Here is a 24,688-nt window from a genome sequence, read left to right as displayed (position 1 = left end):
ACCTGGAACTGTTCCCGCGTCCATATGCGGCACTGCTGGATCGCCGGCTCCGTGGGCGTGTTGACTTAAAAGCACCCTTGTCAGACAGTCCTCGCCTTGACCGCTGGATCGTACCGAAGGGTGCCCGGACGGTCTCCTGTGGGCTTGTAGACGCAGTAGTAGGCGTGCTCGAGGGCAGGTAAGAGCTCGGTGTAGCCCAGGTCGTCGGCCAGTAGCTTGTCGACCTCATCGGTGATGTCCCGCATTTCGGAATGCACGTAGTTGCCCATCCACTTGCCTGCGTATTTGGTGAAGGCGATGTGGTTCGGGAAGTCGGCCACCATGTCGTCGGCGATTTCGGCAAGCCGTTGCTTGGTCTGCTGCGAGAGTGCGCTAACGTTGATAGGGCTGGACTTGAGTCCATCGGCGGTGACATCAAAGTCGTCGCCCGTGCAGTACCACCATACGAATGCAACCTTTGAAGCAAGTATCGCGAGGGCGATCTTGGCGGCGTGAGCGTTTGCAAACCGGAGCCGGCCGATCTTGGTCTGGGGCGTCGGTTGGAAGTTGAGTTCGTAGGACGGCGGGTCCTCGCTGAAGACCGATAGCCAGTACAGCGCGGTCGTCTTGAATCCCACGGAGCCCATGCCGCCACGCGAGGCGACCATCTGGGCAAGGCCGCCCTTGGGCGAAAGTCCACCAAAGAGTTTGGCAATGCCCTCGTCGACCAGACGCACCCAGCCACCGTGGCCTGACACGGCAGTGTGCTGCACGTAGGTGAGGGTCTCGAACAGAGCAGGCCGGTACTCCTCGATCCAGCGGTGGGTCTTGGTCGTATGCAGTGAGTTGCTCACCGCTCCGCTGCCAGAGCCGACCACGATGGTGGAACGCACGCCCAGTCCGGCGCTGAAGAGGGCGGCTGGGTTGCGGGAGAAAGTGCTCACCCATAGCCGGGAGAAGCGCTTCTCTAAGTGCTGGCGCAAGGCGGTGAATTCGCCGCCGAACTGAGCGGAGATCGGGATGATGAGCGTCATTCGCCCGTCGGGGCGGGTGATCTGCGAGGACCGTTCGGTGCACGGGGCGTAGATGTCCGGCGTGTCGTCGGTTGCGAACCCTCTGAAAGCATAACCCTGAACCTTGCGCTTGTTGATGTAGGGCGGGTTGCCGATGACGACATCGAAGCCCCCTTCGCTGAACACCTCGGGGTACTCGATAAACCAGTGGAACGGGGAATGGCTGCGGGTCCACCCGTCCACTGAGCCGCTGAGCCCGTTGGCTGAGTGGTAATGCTCGTTCACGGTGTCGCGTACGGCTGCCAGCTTCGCAGCAAGCGAGTCCCGGGCCCCCTTGACCATGTCCGGGCCGCCAGACTCCTGCGTCTTGCGGAACTCGCGGTACGCCTCAGTAATCTCGTTCGCCTGTGCCATTACTGCGTCGATCGTTTGGGATGAAAGGAGGTCGTTAGTATCTTCGATCTCGCCGGCCACTCGAGCACCGACCAACACGTTGCCGGCCTTGATGTTGAAGTCGAGATCCGGCAGCGGCTCGAGGTCGTTGCGGTCGTCGATGGCGGAGACCAACTTGAGGAAGAGGCGCAGCCGGGCGATCTCGGTGGCTTCCTTCATTAGGTCTACGCCGTACAGGTTGCTCAAGGTCGAGTGCTTAAGGGTGAAGTACAAGGCGTTGGGGTGTGCGTCGACGTCGGCGAGCAGAGACCTAAGGCCCGGTTCGCTTGAGGTCTTCGCCTGGGATCGGGCGGCGTCAAGAACAGCGGAGTAGAGGGCCTGCAGGATCTTTAGTGCTGCGAAGAGAAACGCTCCGGAACCACATGTGGGGTCGATGATCTTGAGGCCCGACAGGATCGCCCACGCTGCGACGACGTCCGACGGGCTGTCCATGCCGTCGATGACATCGGTTGCGAGGGATTCAAGGTCGAGGTTGTATGTGACTGCAGTGTCGACGTCCGTGATGTTTCCGGACTTGGCCGCCTCGACAACGGCCGCATAGGTCGTGCGGCGGTGTTCGACTTCCCACCACGTCTCCCCGGGAAGGGCGAGCGATTCGGGAGCCTTCGAATTCCATGCCGGACGCGGGAACCCGTCGCGCTGGTCCTCGACCTCTGCAGCAAAGTCCAAGTCGAGGCCGTGCTGCAGGCTCGCCCAGATGTACCTGGCCGGCTCCGCGGCGACATAGGCCCACGGGTTGATGCCGGTGGCCTTCTCCAAGCGTTCGAGGAACACCGGTATCAATGTTGAGGACGTCATGAAGTGCGTAACGTCCTCCTTGGTGTAGTAGGCGCCCTGCTCCTTCTGATTGATGAACTGCTCAAAGATATAGCCGAGGACGTCCGGGTTGATCTCGTTGGGGTTCGCCGACGGGCGATCGTCAAGGTGCCACTGGTAGGCGTCGAACAGGTCGAAAATCGACTCGAACACCCGATCCGGGATGGTGATGTCTTCGTGGGCCTCTTCCAGTTCGTGGACGGCGAAGATCCCGCCGTTGAGGTAGGGGATGTCGCCGAGGAGTCCTTTGATGACTGGGTCAGCGACCTCCAATCCTGGTGCACCGAGCCCTTCGTGGAACAGCGGCAACAGGAAGTCGCGGTAGAACTCATAGAAATTGTCGTCCCCGGACTTGGAACGCAGTGCGTCGAGCCGGCTGCGCAGATAGTCGCGGTCGCCATCGAGGAATCCCTTGCGCTGCAAGAAATAGATGAACATGAGGCGGTTCATCAGCAAGGCGCTGTACCACTCACGCTCGCCGCTGGTGTCGAGTCCGTGAATGGCCTCTACGAGCGCCCTATGCTTGGCCAAGAACTTGTCGTAGAAGCCCTTAGTGATCTTGTCGGCGTCGAAAGCTGACCGCATTCGCCGGAGGATCTCGACCACATTCGGTTCTTCGTTGAGCCCGATCTCGACCATCGCGAGACGCTGATCGAGTGCAGGGTTTTCGGTGCCTACGACGTGCGCGTGGGTTGTGAGCCGCGCCTGGCCGCTTCCGAGCGGATTGGACGACTGGGGCCAACGCCATTGCTGGTGAACGCTGTCGGCGAAGACGATGAGTCGTTCGTCGGAGATGCGGTTGACCTCATGGTCTATGAGCCGCTGATCCCGCGGCGAAGGCACGCTCGGGCAGAACCAGACACGCACGCCCTTGTATCCTGCAACCTGTGTGAGGGTGTACTCGCCGTCGTCCGTCGAGATCTTGAGGTCGGGGTGGTTAGCCTTTGCCCAGCCGAGTTCCTCGATGAACAGATCGCGGAAGCGGCCCTCGTTGACGAGCCGCATGCGTTGGCCGATCATTTGGTCACTCCAATGGTGCAGACGATGCGGATGGGGTCGCTGCCTAAAGAGTCGGCAACGACAAGCCGGTTGTCACGGTGAAGGAGAACAAGAAGGTCTCCGAGATCGTCGTCGGAGGAGCGTGCTGTTAGCGCCGATTGGAGTCGACGTTCGGCGTCACGCGTCAGCGGACGCCGAAACAGCGCTTCCAGCGCGTCGATGACCTCGGCGTTGAGGGTCACAAAGTTACCGTTGAGCCGGTTCCACACGCGCTTACGCACGCCGCGCAAGCGACCTTCAATCGTGGATGGCTTGGCAAGCGGTCCAAGCGCGAGCGCGGCGGTCATGTCGAAGTGGTCCTGACGGCGAGGCTGGGCCGGAGTGTCAAGGTCCGCACGGAACACCCTAAGAGCTTCGTGCCCTGTGAGGAGTCGAAGGTCATCCTGCGCAACGGCGAAGCCGAAACCGTCGCTGCCGTTCTCCGTCCGCACATAGCACGCGATGCCCGCGGTGTCGTTATCGTCCGTGGCCGCTCGGGTGGCGTGGATCAAGTCGGGAAGTTGGGTGACTTTGTGTGCGAGTTTCGGAGTCTCCTCCTCTGCCCGGCTCCACACTTCATAGGCCAGGCTTGAGGCGTCAACTTCGACGTCGATCTCCTCTTCGTCCAGGTGCCCGTCGTACAGGTCCTCAATCGCCTTTGTCTCCTCCTCGGAGCCGAAGAACCTCTCGTCGGAGCCGAACGCCTCCGCGTTGGCAGCGAGCCGTTCCTTGATGCGCTGCCGCAGCGAAAGCACACTTTCGACGGACTCGTGGAAGAACGAGTAGATCAGGATTTCCTCGGCCTGCTGGCCGACGCGGTCGATACGCCCTGCGCGCTGGATGAGCCTAATGATCGCCCACGGCAGGTCGTAGTTGACGACCACCCTGGCATCCTGCAGGTTCTGACCCTCGGAAAGTACGTCTGTAGCAATCAGGACCCGGTGCTGCTTCTCGACGGGGGGAGCTTCTCCGGAATCATTCGGCCTGCGATTCGAGGCCGGGGCGAACGTGCGCACGACTTTGGTCGGGTCGTCGGTCTCACCGGTGACGAGGGCGACGCCGTCGACTCCAGCCTCAATGAGGGCCTGAGCTACGTAGTTGGCGGTGTCCTTGTACTCGGTAAACACAAGCACCTTCTCGTCGGCGTGGTCCTGCGTCACAAGCTCGATGAGTCGGTCCAGCTTGGAGTCGACCTCAGGAGACCACGTGCCGTAGTCGTCGAGGAGATCCCTGATCGTGGCGGAGTCGGTCTCGATCGCCCTGGCGAGCGACTTTTTGAACAGCGCCGCACGGATCCACGTGACACTCTTCGGCCTAGCCTTATCCAGGGCGTCGTAATTGGCCTTGGCGTCCACCGCGGTGGCGCCTTCCTCGTCCTCGTCAGAGTCCTCCTGTGCGCCGTTGAACATTGCATCGAGGACAGTGCCTACCGGAACGGGAAGGTCGTTACCGAGTGCGTATAGGAACATGTCGTTCCTCGCCAGGTGACGTTTGAGCGACTGGATATAGGAGTGTCCGCAGGACGACAGGCGCTTGTAAAGGCCGGTTCGGACAAAGCCAGTGAGATGGCCCCGAGCCCGCTCCAACTTGTCGAACCACTCGGACTCGACGGCGGTCTTGGCCATCCTGGCATTGATGTACTCGGACAGGTTGTATCGGGGCAACAGGAGGCACGCGATCGCGCTGAGAGTCTTCTCCGACGCCATCAAAAGCGCCGGGTCGTTCTCACCGAACGAGTGGTCGAGTGGCTTCGGAGTGCGCTCAGGAAAGTAGAAACGGCTGCCGCCGGGGTAGAGCAGGTACTCCCTCCCGTTCTCAGGGTCGACCTTGCCGTAGTTGGCCCGGATAAATGACCGAGTGCGGCGCACGAGGTGCTCGGACATAAGACGCTTCCAGTCGTCCGCTTCCTCGGACTTGCGGAAGGCGAGCATCGTGTTGGTCTTGAAGTCGACTGACTCGGCCAACTTCGGGTTCTTCGCCATGGCAGACAGGGGCTGCAGCCCAAGGTCATCGTCGTCGTCGATGTAGAGGCCCAGCTGGTTCGCCACGTCCAGGAACCGAATGTTGTATGGCGTGGCGGTTAGGAGGAGGACCTTGCTGCCTGCATTTTGGATGTAGTCCTTGATCGCCGCGTAGTCGCGTCGCTTATCCGATCGTAGGGTGTGCGATTCGTCGAGGATCACCAACTGGTACGCCCTCATCTCGGGCAGGTCTCTATGGGCGCTGGTGTAGGACACGACCCGGCCCGGCACGTCGTAGGCCTGCAGGTGCTCGTCCCACATTTTTACGAGGTTCTTGGGACTCAGTACGAGCGTTGAGTAGCCATGCTCCTCGCGGAGCATCAGGGCGGTTGCGACTCCTGTGAGGGTCTTGCCGAGACCAACCACGTCGCCCAGCATGGTTCCGCCACGGTTGTGAATGCGCCGAGCGAGGGTCTGAACCGCATTGATCTGATATTCTAGCAACTTCTCTCGCATGGACGCGGGGAGACTGTACTCGATCAGCCCCTCGCGCACGTCCTGCGACAGGTGGTAACAGACTTTGAGGAAGACCTCGTATGGGCTTCGGTCCTCTGTACCAGCCCACGACTCGTCGATGATCTCGATAAGGTCATTGCTGATGTCGAGCGAGAACTTGTCATCCCATCGAGCTACGAACCACTCGTCGAGTTTCTTGGCGGCATCGAAGTCCAGGACGTCGACGTTGAGTTCGTAGTTGTGCCGCAGCCCGGACATCGTCAAGTTTGAGGAGCCGACGAACCCGATAATCGGCGTGTTGGGGTCCTCGCGATGGCAAAGGTAAGTCTTTCCGTGCAAAGGCCGACGAGTGAACAGCTTGATCTTCACGCGCCCTTCGTGCACGTGCTGCCGTAGCCGGCGGAGGCTCTTGAGGTCTCGGTTGTTGGGAACACCGCGCATGAGTTGGGTTCGGAACTTCAGGAGCGCCGACTGCCGTCGCGCCTTGGCAACCTCCCGGTCAACCTCGTCGGCGTCTGCGGTGCCCTCAAGCTCGCTCTGCAGGGATGCCAGTACCTGATCGTTCGGATCCGCGAGAGTCATGCCGACAAGGACGCGCATGACTGGCTCTGCGCTGTCCGGCTTGGCATCCACCGCGTCAGCGAAAGTGGCCCAGCCGCGAAGGTTGAAGTACCCCACCGCGGAGTCCAGGCTGTCGGCACCTGCGAACGTTTCAAGCAGGTGCGGACCCAGGTCCTCGTCGATGTTGTCGAAGATGCGGGTCATCGCCTGCTGGTCCCCCTGTGCCGGATGAGGTTCTATCTTGCTCGCTGAGGCTATCGGCTCGGGCCCTGAGGTCGAGTATCTACGGGCCTGTTTGACACCCACTTTCCGCATCGGCACGTGTCGGTGAGCGCTCATCATGGACACATCGCGGATCCACCGGGCGTAGAGACCTATCAACTCTCTTGGAAGGGCTCGTACCGCCGAGGGTCGAACAACTTGACAGCCATCTCGGCGCCGAACCTCTCTTTGGCGTCTTGAAACAGTGCCATCTGATACTGACGCAAGCGGTCGGCAAGATCCTCGAGGACGGGTTGCGCATCCTCCAAGCTTGCTTTCAGATCACTCAGGAGGCGGTTCGGGATGCGGTCGGCCAGCAGTTCACCCCTGGGGCTGAGCCTTAGAACCGAGGGGACGTGGCGGGTCGCACTCTGTCGCGGCGCCGGACGCAGCTGCAACCAGGCGTACTGTTCTCTTGCGCCAAGGTGCTTGTCGAGTTCCTCGGTCGCCGAGGTCTCGCCGTGATGTGGTTGATGGGGCACGTCCGCGCGACCGATCATCACCCACGGTCCGACGAGGATGCCTTCCCCGGCTAGATAGGCGTGGTCACCAATGACAGGTGTCCCCACCTTGACCCCGGTCCTCACCGGGAGCTCGATCACAGGCTCCCTCGTAAGGGGAAGCAGGCGTCGGTAGGGCTGAATAACCCAGTTTGCGGGCGGCTCAGGGAGCCCCCGGGTCCAGATGTATCGGTCGGGGGATGCGTGACCGAAGTGTCGGTAGGCAGAGGGTTGCTTCGCAGCGAGGCGAACCTGCGCGGCACGTCCAGCTCGAGCAGTCGGGGCGAAATTGGGATCCGCCAGAAGATCGGCAAGAACCTGCCACGCGTCACGCTGCGCGTCCCCTTCCCGGACGTAGCCGTGCGTCACCCCATGATCCTCCCAAACGTGACCCCGCAGAACATGGGACAGCTCGTGCAACGCCGTTCTGCCGAGGAGTGCCTCGAAGGGCACCTCAAGCTCACGTGCCAAATCCCTGATGGTCTCGACATCAACGCAAATCACGGCATCCCCAGCTGCCACTTCGGGCGGCAAATGCAGTGCTTCGGTCGCGCGGGTAGCGACCCCGTGGGCGTACGTCGCCGGCGGAACCTCCAACGTAAGGTATCCCGAGTGCGTGGCTAGCTCGTCGATGAGGCTCTGATCCATGAGCTGCCGCAAGGCCGCGGTGTCAACAGGAAAACGCCTTGCGTGCACCGCCGCGGTCGACAGGACAACGTGGACGTTCACCTCCTCCGCGTTCGACCCTAGGAGCTGCGAGAGTCGCTCTGCGACCACCGGCAGCCAACCATCGAGGAACCGCACCGCCGCAACGAGGCCTACCTCGTCGTGGACCGTGAAGGTGATCATGCGAGGCCCGCCCCCTTTCAACCCCGCCACGGGCGAGAACCGTACGCATCATCTCAAGCGGGCACCCTTAGAAGCTGCGATTCGTACAAATGAGCTTCACGTGGACAGCCCTGAAGCGAGGAAGGCGCCGTCGGCAGACCGCTCCGGGCTGGCGGGGGTGCGACCATCCGGCGTTGAAATGATTCTCGCAGGGGCCCTCGGAGACACCCACTACAACCAGTCCAGGCTCGCTGCAGCGGTTGCTGACCTGCGTCTGCCAAGAGTTCTTGAAGCGAGGAAGGTGGACACTTAAGGGATACCCCGTCATCACTCGCCAAGCAGAGCCCTACACCGGGTTGGGCGATGACCTACCGAAAAAGCGCGGGATCAGCGCCTGACGGGCAGAAACGCCCCCGGCAGAAGCCGGGGGCGTTGCTGGAGCCGCTCATCGGAATCGAACCGACGACCTATTTGTCAACGACGGGTGAAATCTGACCAGGGGTCGACGGCTGAAGTCTGACTACCTGCCTGGGTTAGTCCTCGGATCCGCCGGTGGCGGGGACGCGTCCGAGGTCGCCGTTCTTGAGCCGGTAGGAGTCGCCTTTGAGGGCGATGACCTCGGCGTGGTGGACGAGCCGGTCGATCATCGCGGCCGCCACGACGTCGTCGCCGAACACCTCGCCCCACCGGCCGAAGGGCTTGTTGGATGTGACGATCAGCGAGGCTCGTTCGCAGCCGGAGGACACGAGCTGAAAGAACAGGTTCGCTGCCTCGGGTTCGAACGGGATGTACCCGACCTCGTCGATGACCAGCAGCGGATACCGGCCGAGGCGTCGCAGCTCGTCCTGCAGGCGCCCGTCGTGGTGCGCGCCGGTGAGGCGGTCGACCCATTCGGAGGCGGTCGCGAACAGGACCCGGCGCCCGGCCTGGCAGGCGCGCGGATCGCGATCCCGGTGGCCAGGTGGGTCTTGCCGGCGCCGGGCGGGCCGAGGAACACGATGTTCTCTCGGGCGGTGACGAAGTCCAGGGCGCCCGGGTGCGCGATCAGGTCGGGTCGCAGGCCGCGGGCGTGCTCGAAGTCGAACTCCTCCAGAGACTTTCGAGCTGGGAACCGGGCGGCGCGGATCCGGCCCTCGCCGCCGTGTGCGTCCCGGGCGGCTACCTCGCGTTGCAGGCAGGCGAGCAGATACTCCTCGTGCGTCGAGGACTCGGCCCGGGCCCGTTCGCCGAGCCGATCGATGGCCTCACGCAGGCTCGGGGCCTTCAACGCTCGGGTCACGTAAGCAAGCTCGCTGGCGATGTCGCGCCCGCTCACGGCCCGCGACGTCGTGCCGGTGTGCCCAGCGGTGCTGGTGGTGGCCATCAAGCCACCTCGTCCTCGCTCAGGTCGGTCGCGTCGTTCAGGTCGTTCAGGTCGTTCAGGCCGAAGGCTGCGTCGTAGGCGGTGGGGATGGCGCGTCGTCGCGGTCGGTCGTGAGCAGTTTGAATGCACCGCCGGCTGCGGTCGGGGACAGCTGGGCCCAGTCCCCCAGGAGGAGCACCTTCGCGCCGGCGGTGCGGGCGTATGCCGTCAGCGAGTCGAGCTCGAACGTTCCAGCCATGGACGCCTCGTCGACGATCATCAGCTGCGCTGGGCGTAGGCGCCACCGGTTTCGTGGACGCGCTCTGGCTGCCGCGCCGCCGGTTCAGCGAGCCACTTGGCTGTGTTCTCGGTCGGCATGCCGACCGCCTCGGACAGCACCTCGGCCGCCGCTGCGGAGGGGGCTAGACCCACAACAGAACCACGCCCGAACTGCGACTCCCAAACGGCACGGACCCCCGCCATGGCCGTCGACTTACCCGCACCAGCCGGGCCGACGAGCACGTCCACAGCACCACTGGACGTGGCGATCCGGCGTACGGCAGAAGCTTGCTCCGTCGACATCGGATGGTCACGACCGGGCAGGTCTCCGGCACACACGGCGGCAGCCTTCGCCTTGCCGACTTTCCCATCATGTGTCCTTCACGAAGGATGCGGGCAAGTGGATGGGCAACTTCGTCCACTCAGAGATGCGATATCACCGACCACATCGACGCCATCTTGGCCGGTGAACTCCGCTACGCCAATCTGTTGCCCGCTCTCGAGCACGCCTACTACTGTGCGTACAAGCCGACGGGCGACCGGCCGTGCACTCTTCGCTACGACCCCGCCAGGACCACAACCGCGACGAATGAATCGCTGGTGAGCCGCGGCTTGTTCACAGCACCCGTACGAGGCAGCTCCTCGCAGCACGGGGCGAGTGTTGGTAACGCTGCACCTCCCCGGGGCACTCCCGTACCTGGCCCTCGCAGCGGCAAGGTGGATAGTCTGCGCTCGACTCGCGCGGGCCACGGATGGAGTAGCGGTGACAGCAGTCGATGAGGCCATAGCGGCCCTCCAGGTCTTCAAGAACGTGATTCTTGAGGGTCCGCCCGGGACCGGGAAGTCGTTCTCGGTGGCGGATATCGCAGCCTCCTGGCCGCGAGAGCTTGGCACCAATAAGGGTGGCGAGCCAGCCAGTGGCAACGGATCTTGGGCCGTCACCTTTCATCCGAGTACGAGTTACGAGGAGTTCGTCGAGGGGATCCGATACAACCCCGACCCCGTGGATCCCAAGAACCCCAAGAGCAAGCCAAGGGGATTCGAGCTTCGTTCAGGCGTTTTCCGGGACTGGATAGAGGCAGCGAGGGCCGACCCAGACAAGGACTTCCTCGTCCTCATAGACGAGGTCAATCGCGCGAACGTCTCGAAAGTGCTCGGCGACTTACTGCTCGGTCTAGAGGCGTCAAAGCGACTCCGGCACGACCCCGCGTGTGTGCGAACCGACAGAGTCCACGTCGCCTGCTGGTCCGGCGGTGCCACCACGCAACTCGCGTACTCCAACGAACTCCTCGGTGTGCCCGAGAACCTCTACGTGCTTGGCACAATGAACAGTTCCGATCGCTCGATCGCCCCACTCGACTCTGCACTTCGGCGCCGGTTCGCGTTCGTCCGTGTGCCACCGATGTCCGGCGACGAATTGCGAGGGCGGCTGGAGGCTGCGTTGCCCGAAGTAGGCGACGAGATCATCGCGCGATCCGTGTTGGCGCTTGACAACATCAACCAAGCGCTTGGACTTGCCCTTGGGCCGAACTCCATGCTGGGCCACAGCTACTTGTTCGAGCTCGGCCCGGCGTTCGGAGCACCACGTTTCTGGATGGAGGTCGACAGCTCTGCCGTGCAGACAGGGTCCCAGCTTCAAGTCACAAAAGACTGGGCAAACAGGCTGCTGGGCGCCGCTTCTCCGGGGACGACGGTGGATAACCGGGGCCAATCCGTCGATCTCGAAGTGCGTTATGATGGCCGTACGTTTAACCGCGTGCGCCTCGAGAATCCCAACAATGGGAACGTTCGGTTTTCCGCCAACTCCACCCACATTCCGTTTAGCGCAATGGACGATGGCGTCACAATTTGGACACCCGTCGGCCTTCGGGAGGTGACGCTCGAATACCTGCCGTTCGGGGGCCACGAGGCGGCGATACTTACTCAGTACAGGGCGAGATCCGATTGGGAGGGCCGCACTAGCACGCGGCGGTATGGCAAATTTCGGTCCGCGACGGACGGCCGTGGCGATGATCTTGAGAAGACCGTTTGGCGCTACTCGATACTCCCGCAGCTTCTCGAGAACCTGATGCAGGCGTTCTCGCCGGAGTTGCTCATCACAGGACTACGCGAGATCTGGCTGCGTGAGAATCTCGCCCCTGACGCAGGCGCGAAGGTGATCGAGGCCATGGCTGATTTCGACGACTTCTTGATGGGTCACTTGGGATTGCAGATCGTGCTTTCCGGGCATGGCCTTTCCGCAGGCCCTGTGGTCGAAGAGGTCGATGCACAGGCGAACCTCCTCACCGCGGGTTCCGACAAGGTCCACGGCGAGACGCTTGGTGCCGACGACGCGGCGACGGTGGCTCAGGCTTCGGATGCGCTCGCGGGCGACGTGTCCGATCCCGACAACGCGACCACGGTAGCTCCGCCTTCTGATGCGCTCGAGAGCGAGGTGCCCGGCACCGATGAGACTGACGCTCCTAGCTCCGACGCCTGACTTCCGGATCGCAATCCGCGCGAGCCCCCGCGGAATTCGCGCGGGATTTGCGGTGCTCCCCGACGGCGCCGGCGGCAATCTGACAGTCACTATCCTGCCGAAGCCGTGGAGAAAGGCGGGCGGTGAGCGCCTGCTGACCCCTCGGCACGATCCGGGGACGACGACACACGTCACAATGTACGAGTCCGAAATAGTGGAGGTTCAAAGCACACAGTCGGTCATCGGCTCCTTGACCCAGGCGATACTAGAGATCTCTAGTATCGAGGGCCGGCAGTACCTCCTCGAATTGGTTCGTGCACGCGCCGAGGGCGTGCCAGTGTCACAGCCGGACGTCGGCGAGTTTGAAACCCTCGTCAACTTGATGCTTCTTGCGAAGCGTCAGCGATCTTCCCTCACTGAGCAGGGATTCAGAGGCACTGCTGTGCCGTCGCTGCTTCGGCTAGTGCAACAGCACCTCTTCGTTACCGAAGTGCGCCGCGTCATCGACCGGGCAAGGCCCACATATGTTGAACGGGTCGACCGCTTGTCGAGCCCACGGGGAAAGCTGTCCGGCTCAAGTCTCGCGATAGCGCTGCTGACCGGCACTCCCTGGCTCGAGTCTCGGTTCGATGAACAGTCAACCGATACGACCGTGCTTCGGATAGTACTAGCGGGTTTGCGCGCCGTCGCGACCGACCGCGTCCCCGCGCACTTTGCGGCCGTGGCTGGGCCCATTCGTTCCAGCGCTGTAGGCCTCGCAGGACGCCTCGAGGGCGTGGCAATTTTGGACACCGAGCGGGCACTCCTGGCTGCCCGTAGCCTGGTAGTGGACGTGCTTGATCGACCGTGGGCCGAGGCCGTTGACCTCGCGATTCAGGTGCTATCCCGAAAGTCCGTCGTACCGGCAGACGGGACCATAGACACTCCCAGAGCCGCGTCGATTCATTTGTATATGGAGAAGTGGTGGGAGCAATGTCTCGCCGACGGGTTGCGTCTTATTGCAGATCCCGGAAGTTTCCATGAGCAGGTGCCTGTCCCCCCGCCGTGGGGCCCCGTGACGGCATCCGGGCTCCCGCCCTTTGCTGACGCCTCGTTCGCGCCTGTTCCTGAGCAGAACGCGGACGCGACGCGGAAGGCGGACTTCATCTTCAGCATGAACGAGCGACGGGTCCTTGCAGACGCGAAGTACAAGATGGGATCTCACTCACTCGGCGCTGCGGATGGCTATCAGATGTTTAGCTACAGCCACACAGCGTCGGTTCCGATCTCCGGCCAATCGATTAGCGAAGGTGCGGTCTTTTACCCTCTGCGCGCCAGTGGCACGGGGCGGAGTCGCGGACACCGACAGACCAAGCTGATGCGGGCAACGAACCCACGATTCATACTTCGGCTGGTGGATCTCCCGTTTGCGTCACCAGCCGATGTACGAACCGACACCGCCTGGCACCACTACGTCGCCGTGCTAGCCAGCGGCATTCGGCGTGCGCTCAACGAAACAGTCTGACTTCGCTAGCTGGTTGCCGTGCCGCGAGGTGTCCTAGGTGGGGTGGATGACGTCGGACCCGAGACGATGTCGCCTCGGTTACCAGGCGTGCGTGAAGGTCCTCGCCTCCCTTGGCGAAAGCCATCCTGCCTTCGACGCGTGTTTCGACTCTGACGGTGGAAACTTCGATGTAGATCTCGTCTGCGACGCTCGAAGCCGTGCCTGCACTTCCTGCAAGTCAGCGCATCAATTTGCTCCCGATTCGTCGCTTCCGCAGTGTGGCGTCAGCGCATGGACGCATACTCGCTCCGTGAGCCCCACGGCGCACGACCGGTCCGCTCTCGCCAAATTTCAGGACGGCGAAGAGCGACTGGTCTATGCGCGCTTGCGTGCGGACCCGGATGCGCCTCTGTACTTTTTGGAGGACGGGACAGCGCGCGAGGTACGCGCATGGGCCAAGCAGCACCTTGTGTGCTTCATGCCAGATTGCGGTGCCCGTCAACTCACCACGGTGTCGCGAGCAACGCGACGCGACGGGTTCTCCCACAGGCGGGGCGCCGGCGGCCACGCGCGCGAGAGCTTGTTCCATCAGCAGGCCAAAGCCCTCATCGGACGCTGGGTCAGCGCTCGGTATCGCGGCGAGGTGACAGCTCGCCTTGAGCAGGCCACGGAGTCAGGAGAGCGGCGCGCCGATGTCATGCTGACTTGGCCAAGCGGTCAACAGCTCGCCGTCGAGATTCAGTACGCCGCGCTGACACCAACTCAGTGGCGCGCTCGACACGAGTCCTACTTATCCCAGGGCCTTTCCTGCATGTGGCTCCTCGGGCATCTGCCTCCCAACCTGCGCGAGGCGCGAGGGGTTACGGCCACCTCTGTCGGGTCGGGGGGTGCTGTAGCACTCAGTGCACTCCATCAGGCGATGATTGCGGCGCAGGTCCCTCTGATGTGGATCAACCCAATCGAGGAGTCGGTCGGCACGGTCTGGACTCACGCGGACGCACATGAGTGTGAGGACTATCCCTGCCGGTGCCCCGGCGACAACACAACGTTTCAGGTCTCTCCCCATCTCGGCGCGGCCGACTCTGAGGACTTCGGTTTTTTCGGCGTGGACCCACTCGCACGCTGCGACATCTCGCCGGAGGGGCTTCAAACCCCCACCACCGCGCGACTTGCCGCATCGCTCGTCGCGTACGTCAAGGCGCGCCGAGCTGACAACGAGGCTCAGGCCGCCATTCGAGCAGAGCGACTGCGTCGAGAAGCGGAGATGAACCGCCAGCGGGCAGTCCTCCAACGGGTCGCCTCTCTCCGCGCTAGTCGGGCCGATGAGGAAGACCAGAGGATACGGCGGTGGCTACAGCAGGAAGGTCACTCGCTCGTCCAGCAGTGGCAAGCGTCCTCGCTATACGCCGACCTGACGTCGCGCTACGGCGCCATTCCAGACGCCTTGCGCGAGCCGCTGCCGAACGACGTGGGCGTGCAAGGACTCGCCGAGCACTGGCACGCGGTGCTGTACGAGGCGCACATCCAAGCTCGCGATGACGGCGCGCGCTTCACGATCGGCGACTGCTACAAAACGCTGCGGGTGAGCGGCTTCCGGCTACACGGCGACGGCACACGTCGAGGAGCGGCCGTCGTCGAGTACCTCGAGCACTTGGCCAAGATCGACCTCGTTCACATCAGGTGGAACGCCTTCCGCCCAAGACACGTGGACTATGTACGCGTTCTCGGCGACCTGACAAGCGCGCCCGGAAACAAGCGCACCAGTGAGGCTGCCCGAGCGGCCCGACTGACCCGTGAGCGGGACGAATCCCGCGTCCGAGACGAACGGCGAGCCGCGATCGTTGAACGTCGCCGCAGACTGAGGGAGCGCGAACGCGCCATCCCAGACCCTAGTCCTGCCGCCGGCCGATCAAAGCCGATGACGACGAAACCAAACGGCCCCTCACCCGACCCATCGTGGAAGGGAGTCCGCGATTCACGCCGGTATACGAATTGCATTGTCTGCGGGGGGAGGCTCGCAGACATACTTGAGGAGGTCGGATACCACATCGGTTGTCGACCAAGAACCTGACTATCCAAGGACGTCGCCCATTCTATGGAGACCTCAGTCCCGCTCACCGACACCCACAGGGATGTTGCTGAGCATGAGAATCCTCGCGCGGCGCCGATCGGATGTCCATCTCGGCGCTCCGCCACGTCACCTGGCGGCGTATTCGACTGAGACGCCATCCGCGTACGATCGACGCATGGCCCAAAAGAAGATCGTCACCTTGATCGACGACCTTGACGGTAGCGAAGCTACGGAATCCGTCACGTTCGCGCTGGATGGCAGCAAGTACGAGATCGACCCATCCGAGAAGAATGCCTCTGAACTGAGGGAAGCACTCACACGCTACATAGCGGCGGCCCGTGAGTCGGGCGTTCAAGCCTCCGCCACACGGAAGCGAGTGAGCGTCCCTTCCGCAGGGCACTCGCGCAACGCAGAAATCCGGACTTGGGCGCATAGCAACGGCCATCTGGTGCCGGCTCGGGGACGTATCCCCCAGAGGGTCGTTGCTGCCTTCGACGCGCACCACTAGTGCCGCTTATGGCGCTGAGGCCGCACAGGCACAGCAGCCGTCTGGGCCCGCCACGACTCCGCGTGGCGGGCCCTGCTGCGTCAGGTCAGGCTGGCCGCGTGGCCGACACCGTGACCACGGACAGGCCGGTTCAGCGGCACCACGGTGGATGTCTGTTACGGGCGCGCCAACCGCTGCACGATGCGTCCCCACAGCTGAACAAACGACGGTGGCGCGGGCACGCTGGCCGCGAAGGCCGCGCCCACGAGGGCCCCCTTCGTTGCATCGACCTCCCGGCGCGCTTGCTTCAACGCACATGCGTCGGTCGCGGTGAGAAACGACTCAATCTCGCCGGCCTTATCGCCACCGTCGCCGAACTCCGCGGCCAGGGTGAACACGCCCGCACGCTCCCACTCACCACGGACATCCGCGAGCGAGGCGCCGGTCGACGGCACTCGCAGGCCGTTTTTTGCCAAGCTGTTCGCGGGTCTACGACCGGGTCGCAATGCCGGGCCGTCCGCCAGCACGGCGAAGGGGATACCAAGGTGCCCCAGTAGACCGACATGGACGCCGAAGTTGTTCTCGCCCTCAACGGAGAGCAACGCGATGTTCGCATCGTCCCGGGAGGGCAACACGTACCCCTCGTGCTCAAGCTCCTCCGATGTCCAGTGGTCGACGAGGCCCGCTTCGGTTCCGCCCTCGACAAGGAGCACCCCGGCAGCGAAGAGGACTGAGCGGATGGCCGAGGACGACAGCAGCGTTCTAGCCTGTCGGTCGGAGGACGTGAGCTGGCCGATGCGGTCGACTCGCACGCCTCGCTCGTCACGGCTCAGTCGCACGATGGCAGCCAGGTCGCGGGCATCGGAGACGGCCACCATGTCCGGGCTGTGAGTGACGAGCACCACCTGCCGTGGGGAGCTGTCGGCACGTAAAAGCCGATGCAGCCGCCGTTGTGCTGTCGGTGACAGGTGTATGGCCGGTTCGTCCAGCAGCAGAGTCCGGTGTGGCTGGGCCATGAGCGCCGCGAGGTACAAGGCTTCCGTGTCTCCGGCCCCGCTGCGACGCAGCGGTACGTCGTAGTTGCCAGGGGGCTTCGACGCGCGGCTGCGGCTCAGCACAGCCGCGACGAGAAACGTGGCCCCTGTCGGTTGGCCATCGCCCGGTCTCAGGTTCTGTGCCGTGCAGTCGACGTGCTGGCCGGTCAGTTGTGTGAACAGTTGTTGAGCGCGGGCGAAGATAGCCCGTTCGTCGCTGCTGCCGTTTTTGAGCCGATACAACTCGGCCACGAGCATGGTGCCGTCTCTGAGGTTGCTCGGGGCGTGCAGTTGCCCGGATGTCAGCTCCGCCTCGGGAGCGCTTCGATGGTTAGGGGTCACCACGATGTTGCGTGCCAGCAGGGTGTGCAGCAGCTGCGCGAACCGAATGCCGCTGCCATCGTCGGTGCCGATGCCGGCGGCCAGCAGCGACGACACCTCCGGCATCCGGCGGCTCACCGCTGCAACATCAACCGTGAAGTCATGAACGCCTCGGCTCACAACAGACGCCAAGCTCAACGGCACCTTGTTGGCCCGGATCTGGTTGACCGGGTCATCCTCGGAGATAGCTAAAGCCCGGGTCACCTGAGGGGTCATCGGCTCATGGCGGGCGGGCGTGGGTATGAGGCGGTCGCCGTACGGCCCGGCGAGACGAACATGGGCTGTTGAGCCGTTGACGGCAAACTCCCAGGCGACGGACCACGGGGAGGTACCCGTCGCCTCATGCGTGATGACCAGCTCGCCGGCCCGCATTGCCTCGGCCGGTCCCTTGCCGAGGGCGTCCCTGACCGCATCGGCAACGGCCAGTGCTCTCACCCCCGGCTGAAGCAGGCTCGCCCAGGCCGCGCGAAGGAAGTCATCTAGCTGCCGATGCTCTCGCGCCTCGTCGAACCGGACGCCGACCCGCACTTCGAAGCCCTGCGCGCCTTCATGCCCAGCGCTGGCCCATTCGGCCGTCAACCGGGAGAAGGCTTCCGGGGAGGCCGCGGCGGCTACCGCGTCCTGGGCGAGCGACACCGCGGCGAGCACAGTCGACTTGCCGACGTTGTTGGGTCCCGTGATGGTGGTGCGCTCGCCGAGCTCAAGGTCTATCGCGTCTAGGGCTAGGAAGTTCAGGGCGCGGATCCGGGTTAACAGCATGCGCACATCCTCTACACCACCTAGCGCGAGCTCTGGACGTCCGTGTCACGCGTGTCGGGAATGAAGTCCGAGCCATCTCGTGAAGGCTCAGCGCATCCGCTCGTCCTTCCACAGCTATGCCGTACGCGCTTGGACAGGCCCGTCGCGGCAGCGATGCGGTCGCCGGTCCCCCTCCCCCTTAACCGCCTAGTGACCGCCTAGTGACCGCCTGAGCATGCAGGGTCGGAGGGCCGCCTTTCATGAAGAGGATCCGGCGTACGACGTTGGCCGGGCCGAGTACTCGATCCGTGGCATCGTGATCCGCTTGCTGGCCCTGCGCTCATGGCAGAACGAGGAATCCAAACGGACCCTCAGTCGTCCTCGTCGCCGGGTCTACGCACGCTCAGGCTGAAGCGGCTTGCGGTGAACGCTGTCCAGTCTGCGACAAGCTCGAAGACGCGGTGCTCCTCGGCGCGTTCGACGTCGATGCTCGCTGAGAAGTCCCCTTCCGAGATCAGGTTCAGGACGCCGCCGCGAACTGACTCGACGTCCAAATCCAGCTGCCCAGCTAACCGCTGCAGGCTGGTGCGTAGCGCGTCCACCCGGTCGCCGTGCGGGTTGAACAGCCGGATGATGCTTTGAGCGCTGGATTCATGCATGCGCTGCCAGCGCAGTTCGTCTTCCTCCTTCTGCCGTTCTGCCGAGAGCGGCAGAACCTCGCCAGGGATGGGAGCATGGGCGTTCAGCTTCAGCAACGTGCGTGACCCGCTCTGTTGGCGCGTCAGAAGGCCACCGGCGACCATGAACTCAAGCAGATCTCGAAGAGTGCGGATTGCGGCTACACCCAGTGCCTCGCTCTGAGCGTCCAACTCGGCGACATGAGCCGAGCGCAGCGCCTGTTCCTCCGCCATGACGGAAGCGGCGTCTGATGGCTCCTCCGGGTCGGAAGCGAAGGGTGTGTCTTGGAAGCTTTCCCGCTGTGTGCGGAGCTCATCATCGGTCCACTCGTGGAGCGGCTCCCAGGCCTCCGCATCCCATCCGCGCTCCACACCCGCCTCCGGCCGCAGCCAATCTTCCAATTCCTCAAGGGTCATCGGCCCGTGAGACACAAGGGGAGACAGAATCGCGATCGCTGACGAGGGCAAGGCACGTGACCAGCCGAGCTGAAAGTAGACGTCGCTAAAGATGGCAGCTCTCTCCTCAGCGGGGGTGGTCGGTCGGTAAGCAGGCGGCGTCATGTCTGGACGTTATCTCAGTGTGCACACGCCCCGGCACGCTCCACGCCGAGCCCGCCCACGTCGAACGGACAGCGCATCCACACGCACGGATACACCAGGGATACGCAGCGGCTGAGGGATCAGGATTGACGAGCCGAACAGGTCTTCGTCGCCCGGAGGGCGTGGCGCTTCCTGGGCTGGTGCAGGTCAATCCCAGCTGCTCCAAGGCCTCGACATGCTTGTGCGACTATCGCATCATTCTTGATATCGCATAGTCGCACAAGGAGAAGCCGATGGATCAGGATGAATACCTAGACCTGGTGACGCATGTTGTAAAGGCCCGCCGAGACGAGATCGAGCAGGACCTTGCTTCTGCCCGTCGGGTGAGAGACGAGGCGGCCATGAACCTGGCCGAAGCAGAGCGGAGGGTCATGTCGTACGAGTTTCTGTTGTCGCTGGCAGCCGAGGGTGTGCAGGAGCCGCCGGAGCGGATGCGCCTTCACGACGCCATGGCGCACGTCCTCGCCTCCGTGCCGGCCAAGCGCCTGCCCGCAGGAGACCTGGCGAGGGAAATCAACCGTCGTGGCCTCTACAAGATGCGTGACGGCCGCCCGGTCGAGCCGCAGCAGATTCACGCGCGCGTGGGCAACTACCGGGATCGGTTTGACCGCAACGACCGGGGCATTGGCCTGATCTGATGCCCCTTGTCAGCCAGATGTGAGCACGCGTCGACGGTACGAGGACACAGCAACAGTCATGCGTGGCTATCACTGACGAATCACATCTCCGAAAGCAGGGCGCGAGGGTTCGGCATCCCGCTGGACCCCTGAGCGAGAGGGGCAATCACCCGCATCACGCACCAGTCCTGTCCCACGACTCATCAGCGCAGCGAAGAGGTGAGGAGCCAGATCCGCTCGTCACTTCGCAGTACGCGAAGCATGCCAAGAGGGACATCGACATGACGAGGCAGCCAACCCCGGGGTCCCGCCCCTCACGGGCGGGACTTGTGTGCCGACACGGCGGTTGTCCCACTCGTGCCCAGAGTGCCGCGTAGACCACACGGGATGGGAACTCGAGTACCGCCAGTGCCTCCAGTGCGGGCAAGGGATCGACGCTCGTCCGTCGCGACGTGCGACAGTCTCGTCGCGCATGCTTTGGCGTATCGACCGGGAGCGCGGAAGCCCGACCACCGCCCAACTTACGGGGGCTCTCAGCTGCCGGGCGAGGTGGCTGCCGCGGCTACTTGGCGTTCCACCGTTCCCCCGTGGTACAGTTGTACGACTCGATGCAAGGTAGCAACGAGGCAGCAACGCCAAATCATCGAAGGAGAAATGGAATACCTGAATTCATATCAAAAAATGACACCACGCAATAGTGTAATTAACTCCACAAAAGGAGACAAACATGAATAACACAATGACGCCTATGCAATTTGCAGGAGGAACGACTCCTGATGGGATCCGTCGAGCGATTCATACTCCCTCGACCGGTAAGGGGCTCAGCGACGCCGTGCGCGTGCGCCTCGATACCGCCTTGGTTCAGCGCCTGGACCGCATCGAAGCCCTCGCCCGAGGCGCTGGCATGCGTGACGTGACGCGCTCGACGTTGATCCGCACCGCCCTTGAGACCTACGTAGAAGCAGTCGAGCAGGAGTTGTCCCTGCCGTCGGCAGCCGGTCCGTCAAATGACGGCGGAGCGGCCCAGTAGACCAGGACCGGCATAAGGTCGGTCCCACACCCCCTAGGGGGAACCATGCCCGAGAAGATCAACGGTCCCGCCAACGGCGACCATTCAGAAGGAGCCCACCGCAAGCGACGACGACACGACCCCGAAGCCTCAGGCGAGGCGGCACCCGAACCGCAGGACGGCCCCACACAAACAGACATCCGTAATGCCATGGCAAGCGCTGAGACGCGCACAGCCAGCAACGGATCCAACTTCGGAAAACAACTCGTGGCCGCAGGCCTACGCGGCGTCCTGAGCGGCATCGCGCGTGAACTCGCTGAACGCATCTTCGACGACATGTCCCTCCCGTGAAACGCACAGCCCGCGCGTGAGGATGGAGCGTCCCTCACGACGCCCACCTCACGCACGGGCAGTGCGCTCTCGATCACCTCATGTCAACCGACGCGTTCCTCGACACCGGAGAGCTTGTAGCCGTTCGCGGCAAGGAACTGCAGGTACGGGCTCGTGCCCCGGCTGAGGTTCCTCCACGAGTGAGTGCCGGTCTGGGCGAACTCCTCCGGGGCTTCCTCGGTGGCCGACTCGATCGTCTCCCACTGGCAGCCGGCGCCGACCCACGCCGCGTGGCCGAGGCAGGAGGCGTGGTCAGCGCGGGTGACGGCCTTCCCGCCCGTGCGGACCCGCGGGCCGGCCAGGCGCGAGCGCCGTCCTCGTCTTGTCCGCGCAGCGTTCGATCACGTTCCCATGGAGTGCCGGCGAGAGCCACGCTACAGCCACCTCGACCGCACCCACAATCGACCGCATCCCCATGTCGCCGATGCTGGCCCACAAGATGTCCGCATTTGCCGCGATCCACTCGTTCGAGCGTTGGTCCGACGAGGCGCGTCATTCCGCCGCCAGTTGGGTGTCTGACAGCCTTGGCGGCGTCACTGGATTGGTCGATACCGTCCCCTCGGCCTCGATCACTCGCGTACGTTTTGCCCCATGCAGGACAGCTTGTTCAGCATTTCAGGGGAACTGATCACAGACACGACGGCCACCGCTGCCCGTCATCGGCGGCTTCTCAGAGTGCTCATCACGGTGACAGCGGCGCCTAATCCGTCCGCCAGTCACGGCGAGACCGTTTGCGTTGCAGGCCTGGAAGTGGGGGTGGCGCGAACGAACTGGATCCGCCTGTATCCCGTGAACCTTCGCCACCTAGGCGAAGGAGCTCGGTTTCGAAAGTACGACGTCATTGAGGTCGAAGCCACTCCGGCCACCGCCGACTCCCGCAACGAGAGCTGGAAGCCGGACCTGACAACCATGAAGGTCGTGTCGCGTCATAAGAGGCCCTGGGACAGGCGGGCATGGATTGACCCAATGATCGAGCCGTCGATGTGTGCGCTGTTGTCAGCCGTAGCCACGTCACCGACCGCGCAGTCGCTGGCCTTGATTCGTCCAGCCGCCATCGTCGGCTTGGACATCGAGGACCATCCCGGCTGGAGTCGCGATGAGCAACTCAAGATTGACGCCTACGTCAATCAGTTCGAACTCTTCGACGCCGCAGAGAAGACGCCGTTGGAGGCACCAAGATTCAAGGCGTGGTATCTGTACCGGTGCAGCGACCCGGCGTGCCAAGGCCGCCATCGTCAAGGAGTGCTCGACTGGGAACTGGTCGCCTACCAACGCCGGCTAGGCCGGGCGTCGGATGCCAAGCTGAGGAGAGCCATTCATGGGCAATTCTTCGGCATGATCTGCGATGGCCGAAAGGACACGTGCTTTTACGTCGGGAACCAAGCGAAGCACAGAAACACATTCAGCGTGATAGGCATGTACTACCCGCCCCGGGGTTAGAGATACATGACCGAAACGCCTGCGCGAGAAGCGACTTCATCGATGATGATGTCTCGATGGCATCGAAGGTGGTCTGATTCGAAGCACATTATGGCGACTACCTCAGTGCACGCGCGTGCGACGAGAGAGTTGATCGCGAGCTTCGCGTCATCCTGCGAGAGCACTTCCTTGAACTTGGCAATGCCCTCTTCCAACCGTCCTCGATGGAAGGGATCGCGGTTGTCTCTTGGATTCCCCAATGACTTCAAGTGGACATACTCCATGCCCGCCGCCGCAAGCGACGTGGAGAGCTTGGTCTTAGAGAAGCCGGCTCGTCGACTGATCGCGTTCAAGCGAACATCCGCCAGCGTGGCGACGTCGTGCCGTGAGAGCAGATCAACGAAGGCCTCGAGGTCGCGTCCTTCGTAGCCTACGGAAACGATGCCGGTCTTCAACGCGCTCCTCAGTGTCAACCGTTGGGCGGACGACGAAGATCGCGGCCGCACTCGACGAGCCTGGTAGCCCCGTCCCTCCGAATCATGATGCATCGTCGACATGACCCCGTCGGTGGGGCCGGGAGGTTGGTGATCCTCAGCGTCCAAGCGAGTGACACAAGTCGCGCCGAGAGGTGCTGCCCGACCTGAACGTCTGCGTCATTACGCCGCGAGCCGGGCCGGGCCTCGGGCCTCGGGCCTCGGGCCTCAAGGGTCTCCAACACATTCGGAGTTGCCGCAGGCCGCACTCCAGAAACGGTCCGTCTTGGAGCAGGCGGCGGGCTGGTCAACCGCGCGCGATCCGGAACGGGATCGGGGTGGGTTCCGCCGACTCCCCCGGCAGAACCCACCCCGTCAACTCCCCCACGAGTCCCCCGACCCGGCTACTGCTCCGGCCATCCCCCACGAACCAGCCGGTCCCTCCCCATGACGGACACTCTGCCGCGCGAACTGCAAGACAGACAGGCCAGAACCAGCGTGCTTTCCGCAAGACTCCGCGCACCAGCGCGATCGACATCCCGCCGCTCTTCGCCGCGCATGGCTTCACCCACATGCCGAAATTCAGGATGTCGCGGTCAGCCCCAGTCTCGTCGGTCGAAAGGCGTGCGCCCTGTCCGCCAGACCTTCCACGCCGTTCGTCGCTAGGTTCGGCGACATGACCCAACCCGACAGCAGCGTCCGGCTGATCCGTTCGGACGCCCTCACCGACACCGCTCCCTACGCGTATGCCGCCACGACCGACGGGCCGGCCCGCCTCGTCTTCGCGGCGGGGTCCTGCCCGCTCGACGATGCGGGTGCCACCGTGGCGCCCGGCGACATCGCGGCCCAGGCCAGGCAGTGCGTCGACAACCTGGTCGCGGCTCTGGCGGCGGCCGGCGCGACCATGCGCGACGTCGTCTACACGCGCGTGCTCGTCGCGACGACGGTGCGCGAGGACCTCCTCGCGGCATGGACGGTAGTGCACGACGCGTTCGGAGACCACGAGGTGCCGAGCACCCTGTTCGGCGTGACCGTGCTCGGCTATCCCGACCAGCTCGTCGAGATCGAGGCCGTCGCAGCCCTCAACCCGTGACGAGGTGCATCAGCTGCTCGCCGCCCGTGCCTGTGGTGACGAGGGCCGCGCGCTCCCAGACCCGACCGCGCAGAACGCCTTGCTATGCCGCATGGAGAACACCCCGGCCAGATTGATCACGGCAGGCTCGCGCCGACTCTGGAGCGGCGTGAGGGCCCCGTCTGTCGAAATCAGCCTGGGCCGTTCGACGTGGGACTGAGAGGCTGCAACG

The 24,688-nt window shown here is 63.6% G+C and carries 18 protein-coding genes and 1 pseudogene; 9 read left to right on the top strand and 10 right to left on the bottom strand.

What is annotated here, in order from left to right; genetic code table 11:
* Nucleotides 1–80 precede the first annotated feature (80 nt).
* The 7 genes and pseudogenes from ACFQU3_RS19845 to ACFQU3_RS19815 form a co-directional block, all read right to left on the bottom strand.
* Complete coding sequence (locus ACFQU3_RS19845) at nucleotides 81–3,281, bottom strand: Eco57I restriction-modification methylase domain-containing protein (protein ID WP_385912962.1); 3,201 nt, start codon at nucleotides 3,279–3,281, stop codon at nucleotides 81–83.
* Complete coding sequence (locus tag ACFQU3_RS19840; protein ID WP_385912960.1) at nucleotides 3,278–6,541, bottom strand: helicase-related protein; 3,264 nt, start codon at nucleotides 6,539–6,541, stop codon at nucleotides 3,278–3,280. Before ACFQU3_RS19840 ends, ACFQU3_RS19845 begins: the two co-directional genes overlap by 4 nt.
* 173 nt (nucleotides 6,542–6,714) lie before the next feature.
* Nucleotides 6,715–7,947, bottom strand: a complete 1,233-nt coding sequence (locus tag ACFQU3_RS19835) for a hypothetical protein (protein WP_385912958.1) — start codon at nucleotides 7,945–7,947, stop codon at nucleotides 6,715–6,717.
* Nucleotides 7,948–8,459: 512 nt separating this feature from the next.
* Nucleotides 8,460–8,837 (bottom strand): ATP-binding protein, encoded by a 378-nt coding sequence (locus ACFQU3_RS19830; protein WP_385913163.1) that lies wholly within the window; start codon nucleotides 8,835–8,837, stop codon nucleotides 8,460–8,462.
* An 89-nt stretch (nucleotides 8,838–8,926) separates the two neighbouring features.
* Nucleotides 8,927–9,289 (bottom strand): annotated as a pseudogene (locus ACFQU3_RS19825) (ATP-binding protein); the annotation flags it as partial.
* Nucleotides 9,290–9,344: 55 nt separating this feature from the next.
* Nucleotides 9,345–9,527 carry an AAA family ATPase gene (locus ACFQU3_RS19820; RefSeq protein WP_385912956.1) on the bottom strand — a complete coding sequence of 61 codons (183 nt, stop codon included), beginning with the start codon at nucleotides 9,525–9,527 and terminating at the stop codon, nucleotides 9,345–9,347.
* A gap of 20 nt (nucleotides 9,528–9,547) precedes the next feature.
* A complete protein-coding gene (locus tag ACFQU3_RS19815; RefSeq protein ID WP_385912954.1) occupies nucleotides 9,548–9,796 on the bottom strand; it encodes an AAA family ATPase in 249 nt (82 codons plus the stop codon).
* 514 nt (nucleotides 9,797–10,310) lie between these two features.
* On the opposite strand from ACFQU3_RS19815, the gene ACFQU3_RS19810 reads away from it, so the two are divergent.
* The 4 genes from ACFQU3_RS19810 (at nucleotide 10,311) to ACFQU3_RS19795 (ending at nucleotide 16,067) form a co-directional block, all read left to right on the top strand.
* Nucleotides 10,311–12,026 carry an McrB family protein gene (locus ACFQU3_RS19810; RefSeq protein WP_385912952.1) on the top strand — a complete coding sequence of 572 codons (1,716 nt, stop codon included), beginning with the start codon at nucleotides 10,311–10,313 and terminating at the stop codon, nucleotides 12,024–12,026.
* Nucleotides 11,995–13,509, top strand: coding sequence for a hypothetical protein (locus tag ACFQU3_RS19805; protein WP_385912950.1), 1,515 nt, complete (start codon nucleotides 11,995–11,997; stop codon nucleotides 13,507–13,509). Before ACFQU3_RS19810 ends, ACFQU3_RS19805 begins: the two co-directional genes overlap by 32 nt.
* A 289-nt stretch (nucleotides 13,510–13,798) precedes the next feature.
* Nucleotides 13,799–15,559: a competence protein CoiA family protein gene (locus ACFQU3_RS19800; RefSeq protein WP_385912948.1), complete on the top strand. Its 1,761-nt coding sequence runs from the start codon at nucleotides 13,799–13,801 to the stop codon at nucleotides 15,557–15,559.
* Nucleotides 15,560–15,734: 175 nt separating this feature from the next.
* A complete protein-coding gene (locus tag ACFQU3_RS19795; RefSeq protein ID WP_385912946.1) occupies nucleotides 15,735–16,067 on the top strand; it encodes an Lsr2 family protein in 333 nt (110 codons plus the stop codon).
* A gap of 155 nt (nucleotides 16,068–16,222) precedes the next feature.
* On the opposite strand, the gene ACFQU3_RS19790 is transcribed toward ACFQU3_RS19795, so the two are convergent.
* Nucleotides 16,223–18,220 carry an AAA family ATPase gene (locus ACFQU3_RS19790; RefSeq protein ID WP_385912944.1) on the bottom strand — a complete coding sequence of 666 codons (1,998 nt, stop codon included), beginning with the start codon at nucleotides 18,218–18,220 and terminating at the stop codon, nucleotides 16,223–16,225.
* A gap of 350 nt (nucleotides 18,221–18,570) precedes the next feature.
* Nucleotides 18,571–19,437 carry a DUF6042 family protein gene (locus ACFQU3_RS19785; RefSeq protein WP_385912942.1) on the bottom strand — a complete coding sequence of 289 codons (867 nt, stop codon included), beginning with the start codon at nucleotides 19,435–19,437 and terminating at the stop codon, nucleotides 18,571–18,573.
* Between the two features lie 272 nt (nucleotides 19,438–19,709).
* On the opposite strand from ACFQU3_RS19785, the gene ACFQU3_RS19780 reads away from it, so the two are divergent.
* The 4 genes from ACFQU3_RS19780 (at nucleotide 19,710) to ACFQU3_RS19765 (ending at nucleotide 22,932) form a co-directional block, all read left to right on the top strand.
* The gene (locus tag ACFQU3_RS19780; RefSeq protein WP_385912940.1) at nucleotides 19,710–20,114 is read left to right on the top strand and encodes a hypothetical protein; all 405 of its coding nucleotides are present in this window, start codon (nucleotides 19,710–19,712) and stop codon (nucleotides 20,112–20,114) included.
* A 706-nt stretch (nucleotides 20,115–20,820) separates the two neighbouring features.
* Nucleotides 20,821–21,123: a hypothetical protein gene (locus ACFQU3_RS19775; protein WP_385912938.1), complete on the top strand. Its 303-nt coding sequence runs from the start codon at nucleotides 20,821–20,823 to the stop codon at nucleotides 21,121–21,123.
* 45 nt (nucleotides 21,124–21,168) lie between these two features.
* Nucleotides 21,169–21,453 (top strand): hypothetical protein, encoded by a 285-nt coding sequence (locus tag ACFQU3_RS19770; RefSeq protein WP_385912936.1) that lies wholly within the window; start codon nucleotides 21,169–21,171, stop codon nucleotides 21,451–21,453.
* A gap of 630 nt (nucleotides 21,454–22,083) precedes the next feature.
* The gene (locus ACFQU3_RS19765) at nucleotides 22,084–22,932 is read left to right on the top strand and encodes a hypothetical protein (RefSeq protein ID WP_385912934.1); all 849 of its coding nucleotides are present in this window, start codon (nucleotides 22,084–22,086) and stop codon (nucleotides 22,930–22,932) included.
* On the opposite strand, the gene ACFQU3_RS19760 is transcribed toward ACFQU3_RS19765, so the two are convergent.
* Nucleotides 22,929–23,366: a DUF488 family protein gene (locus ACFQU3_RS19760; protein WP_385912932.1), complete on the bottom strand. Its 438-nt coding sequence runs from the start codon at nucleotides 23,364–23,366 to the stop codon at nucleotides 22,929–22,931. The two genes, ACFQU3_RS19765 and ACFQU3_RS19760, sit on opposite strands and share 4 nt — an antisense overlap.
* Nucleotides 23,367–24,060: 694 nt before the next feature.
* Here ACFQU3_RS19760 and ACFQU3_RS19755 point away from each other — a divergent pair.
* The gene (locus tag ACFQU3_RS19755; RefSeq protein WP_385912930.1) at nucleotides 24,061–24,477 is read left to right on the top strand and encodes a RidA family protein; all 417 of its coding nucleotides are present in this window, start codon (nucleotides 24,061–24,063) and stop codon (nucleotides 24,475–24,477) included.
* Nucleotides 24,478–24,688: the final 211 nt, after the last annotated feature.

It is taken from the genome of Terrabacter sp. GCM10028922, assembly GCF_042666095.1.
Lineage (GTDB): Bacteria > Actinomycetota > Actinomycetes > Actinomycetales > Dermatophilaceae > Terrabacter.
This window is presented reverse-complemented; position numbering and strand designations above follow the sequence as displayed.

Excerpts from the sequence above, each read along its gene's own strand:
- ACFQU3_RS19755 (WP_385912930.1), top strand. The coding sequence starts at position 24,061 with ATGACCCAACCCGACAGCAGCGTCCGGCTGATCCGTTCGGACGCCCTC.
- ACFQU3_RS19785 (WP_385912942.1), bottom strand. The coding sequence starts at position 19,437 with ATGACGCCGCCTGCTTACCGACCGACCACCCCCGCTGAGGAGAGAGCT.
- ACFQU3_RS19780 (WP_385912940.1), top strand. The coding sequence starts at position 19,710 with ATGGATCAGGATGAATACCTAGACCTGGTGACGCATGTTGTAAAGGCC.
- ACFQU3_RS19770 (WP_385912936.1), top strand. The coding sequence starts at position 21,169 with ATGCCCGAGAAGATCAACGGTCCCGCCAACGGCGACCATTCAGAAGGA.
- ACFQU3_RS19820 (WP_385912956.1), bottom strand. The coding sequence starts at position 9,527 with ATGGCTGGAACGTTCGAGCTCGACTCGCTGACGGCATACGCCCGCACC.
- ACFQU3_RS19790 (WP_385912944.1), bottom strand. The coding sequence starts at position 18,220 with ATGCTGTTAACCCGGATCCGCGCCCTGAACTTCCTAGCCCTAGACGCG.
- ACFQU3_RS19795 (WP_385912946.1), top strand. The coding sequence starts at position 15,735 with ATGGCCCAAAAGAAGATCGTCACCTTGATCGACGACCTTGACGGTAGC.
- ACFQU3_RS19845 (WP_385912962.1), bottom strand. The coding sequence starts at position 3,281 with ATGATCGGCCAACGCATGCGGCTCGTCAACGAGGGCCGCTTCCGCGAT.
- ACFQU3_RS19765 (WP_385912934.1), top strand. The coding sequence starts at position 22,084 with ATGCAGGACAGCTTGTTCAGCATTTCAGGGGAACTGATCACAGACACG.
- ACFQU3_RS19775 (WP_385912938.1), top strand. The coding sequence starts at position 20,821 with ATGAATAACACAATGACGCCTATGCAATTTGCAGGAGGAACGACTCCT.
- ACFQU3_RS19840 (WP_385912960.1), bottom strand. The coding sequence starts at position 6,541 with ATGACCCGCATCTTCGACAACATCGACGAGGACCTGGGTCCGCACCTG.
- ACFQU3_RS19805 (WP_385912950.1), top strand. The coding sequence starts at position 11,995 with ATGAGACTGACGCTCCTAGCTCCGACGCCTGACTTCCGGATCGCAATC.
- ACFQU3_RS19835 (WP_385912958.1), bottom strand. The coding sequence starts at position 7,947 with ATGATCACCTTCACGGTCCACGACGAGGTAGGCCTCGTTGCGGCGGTG.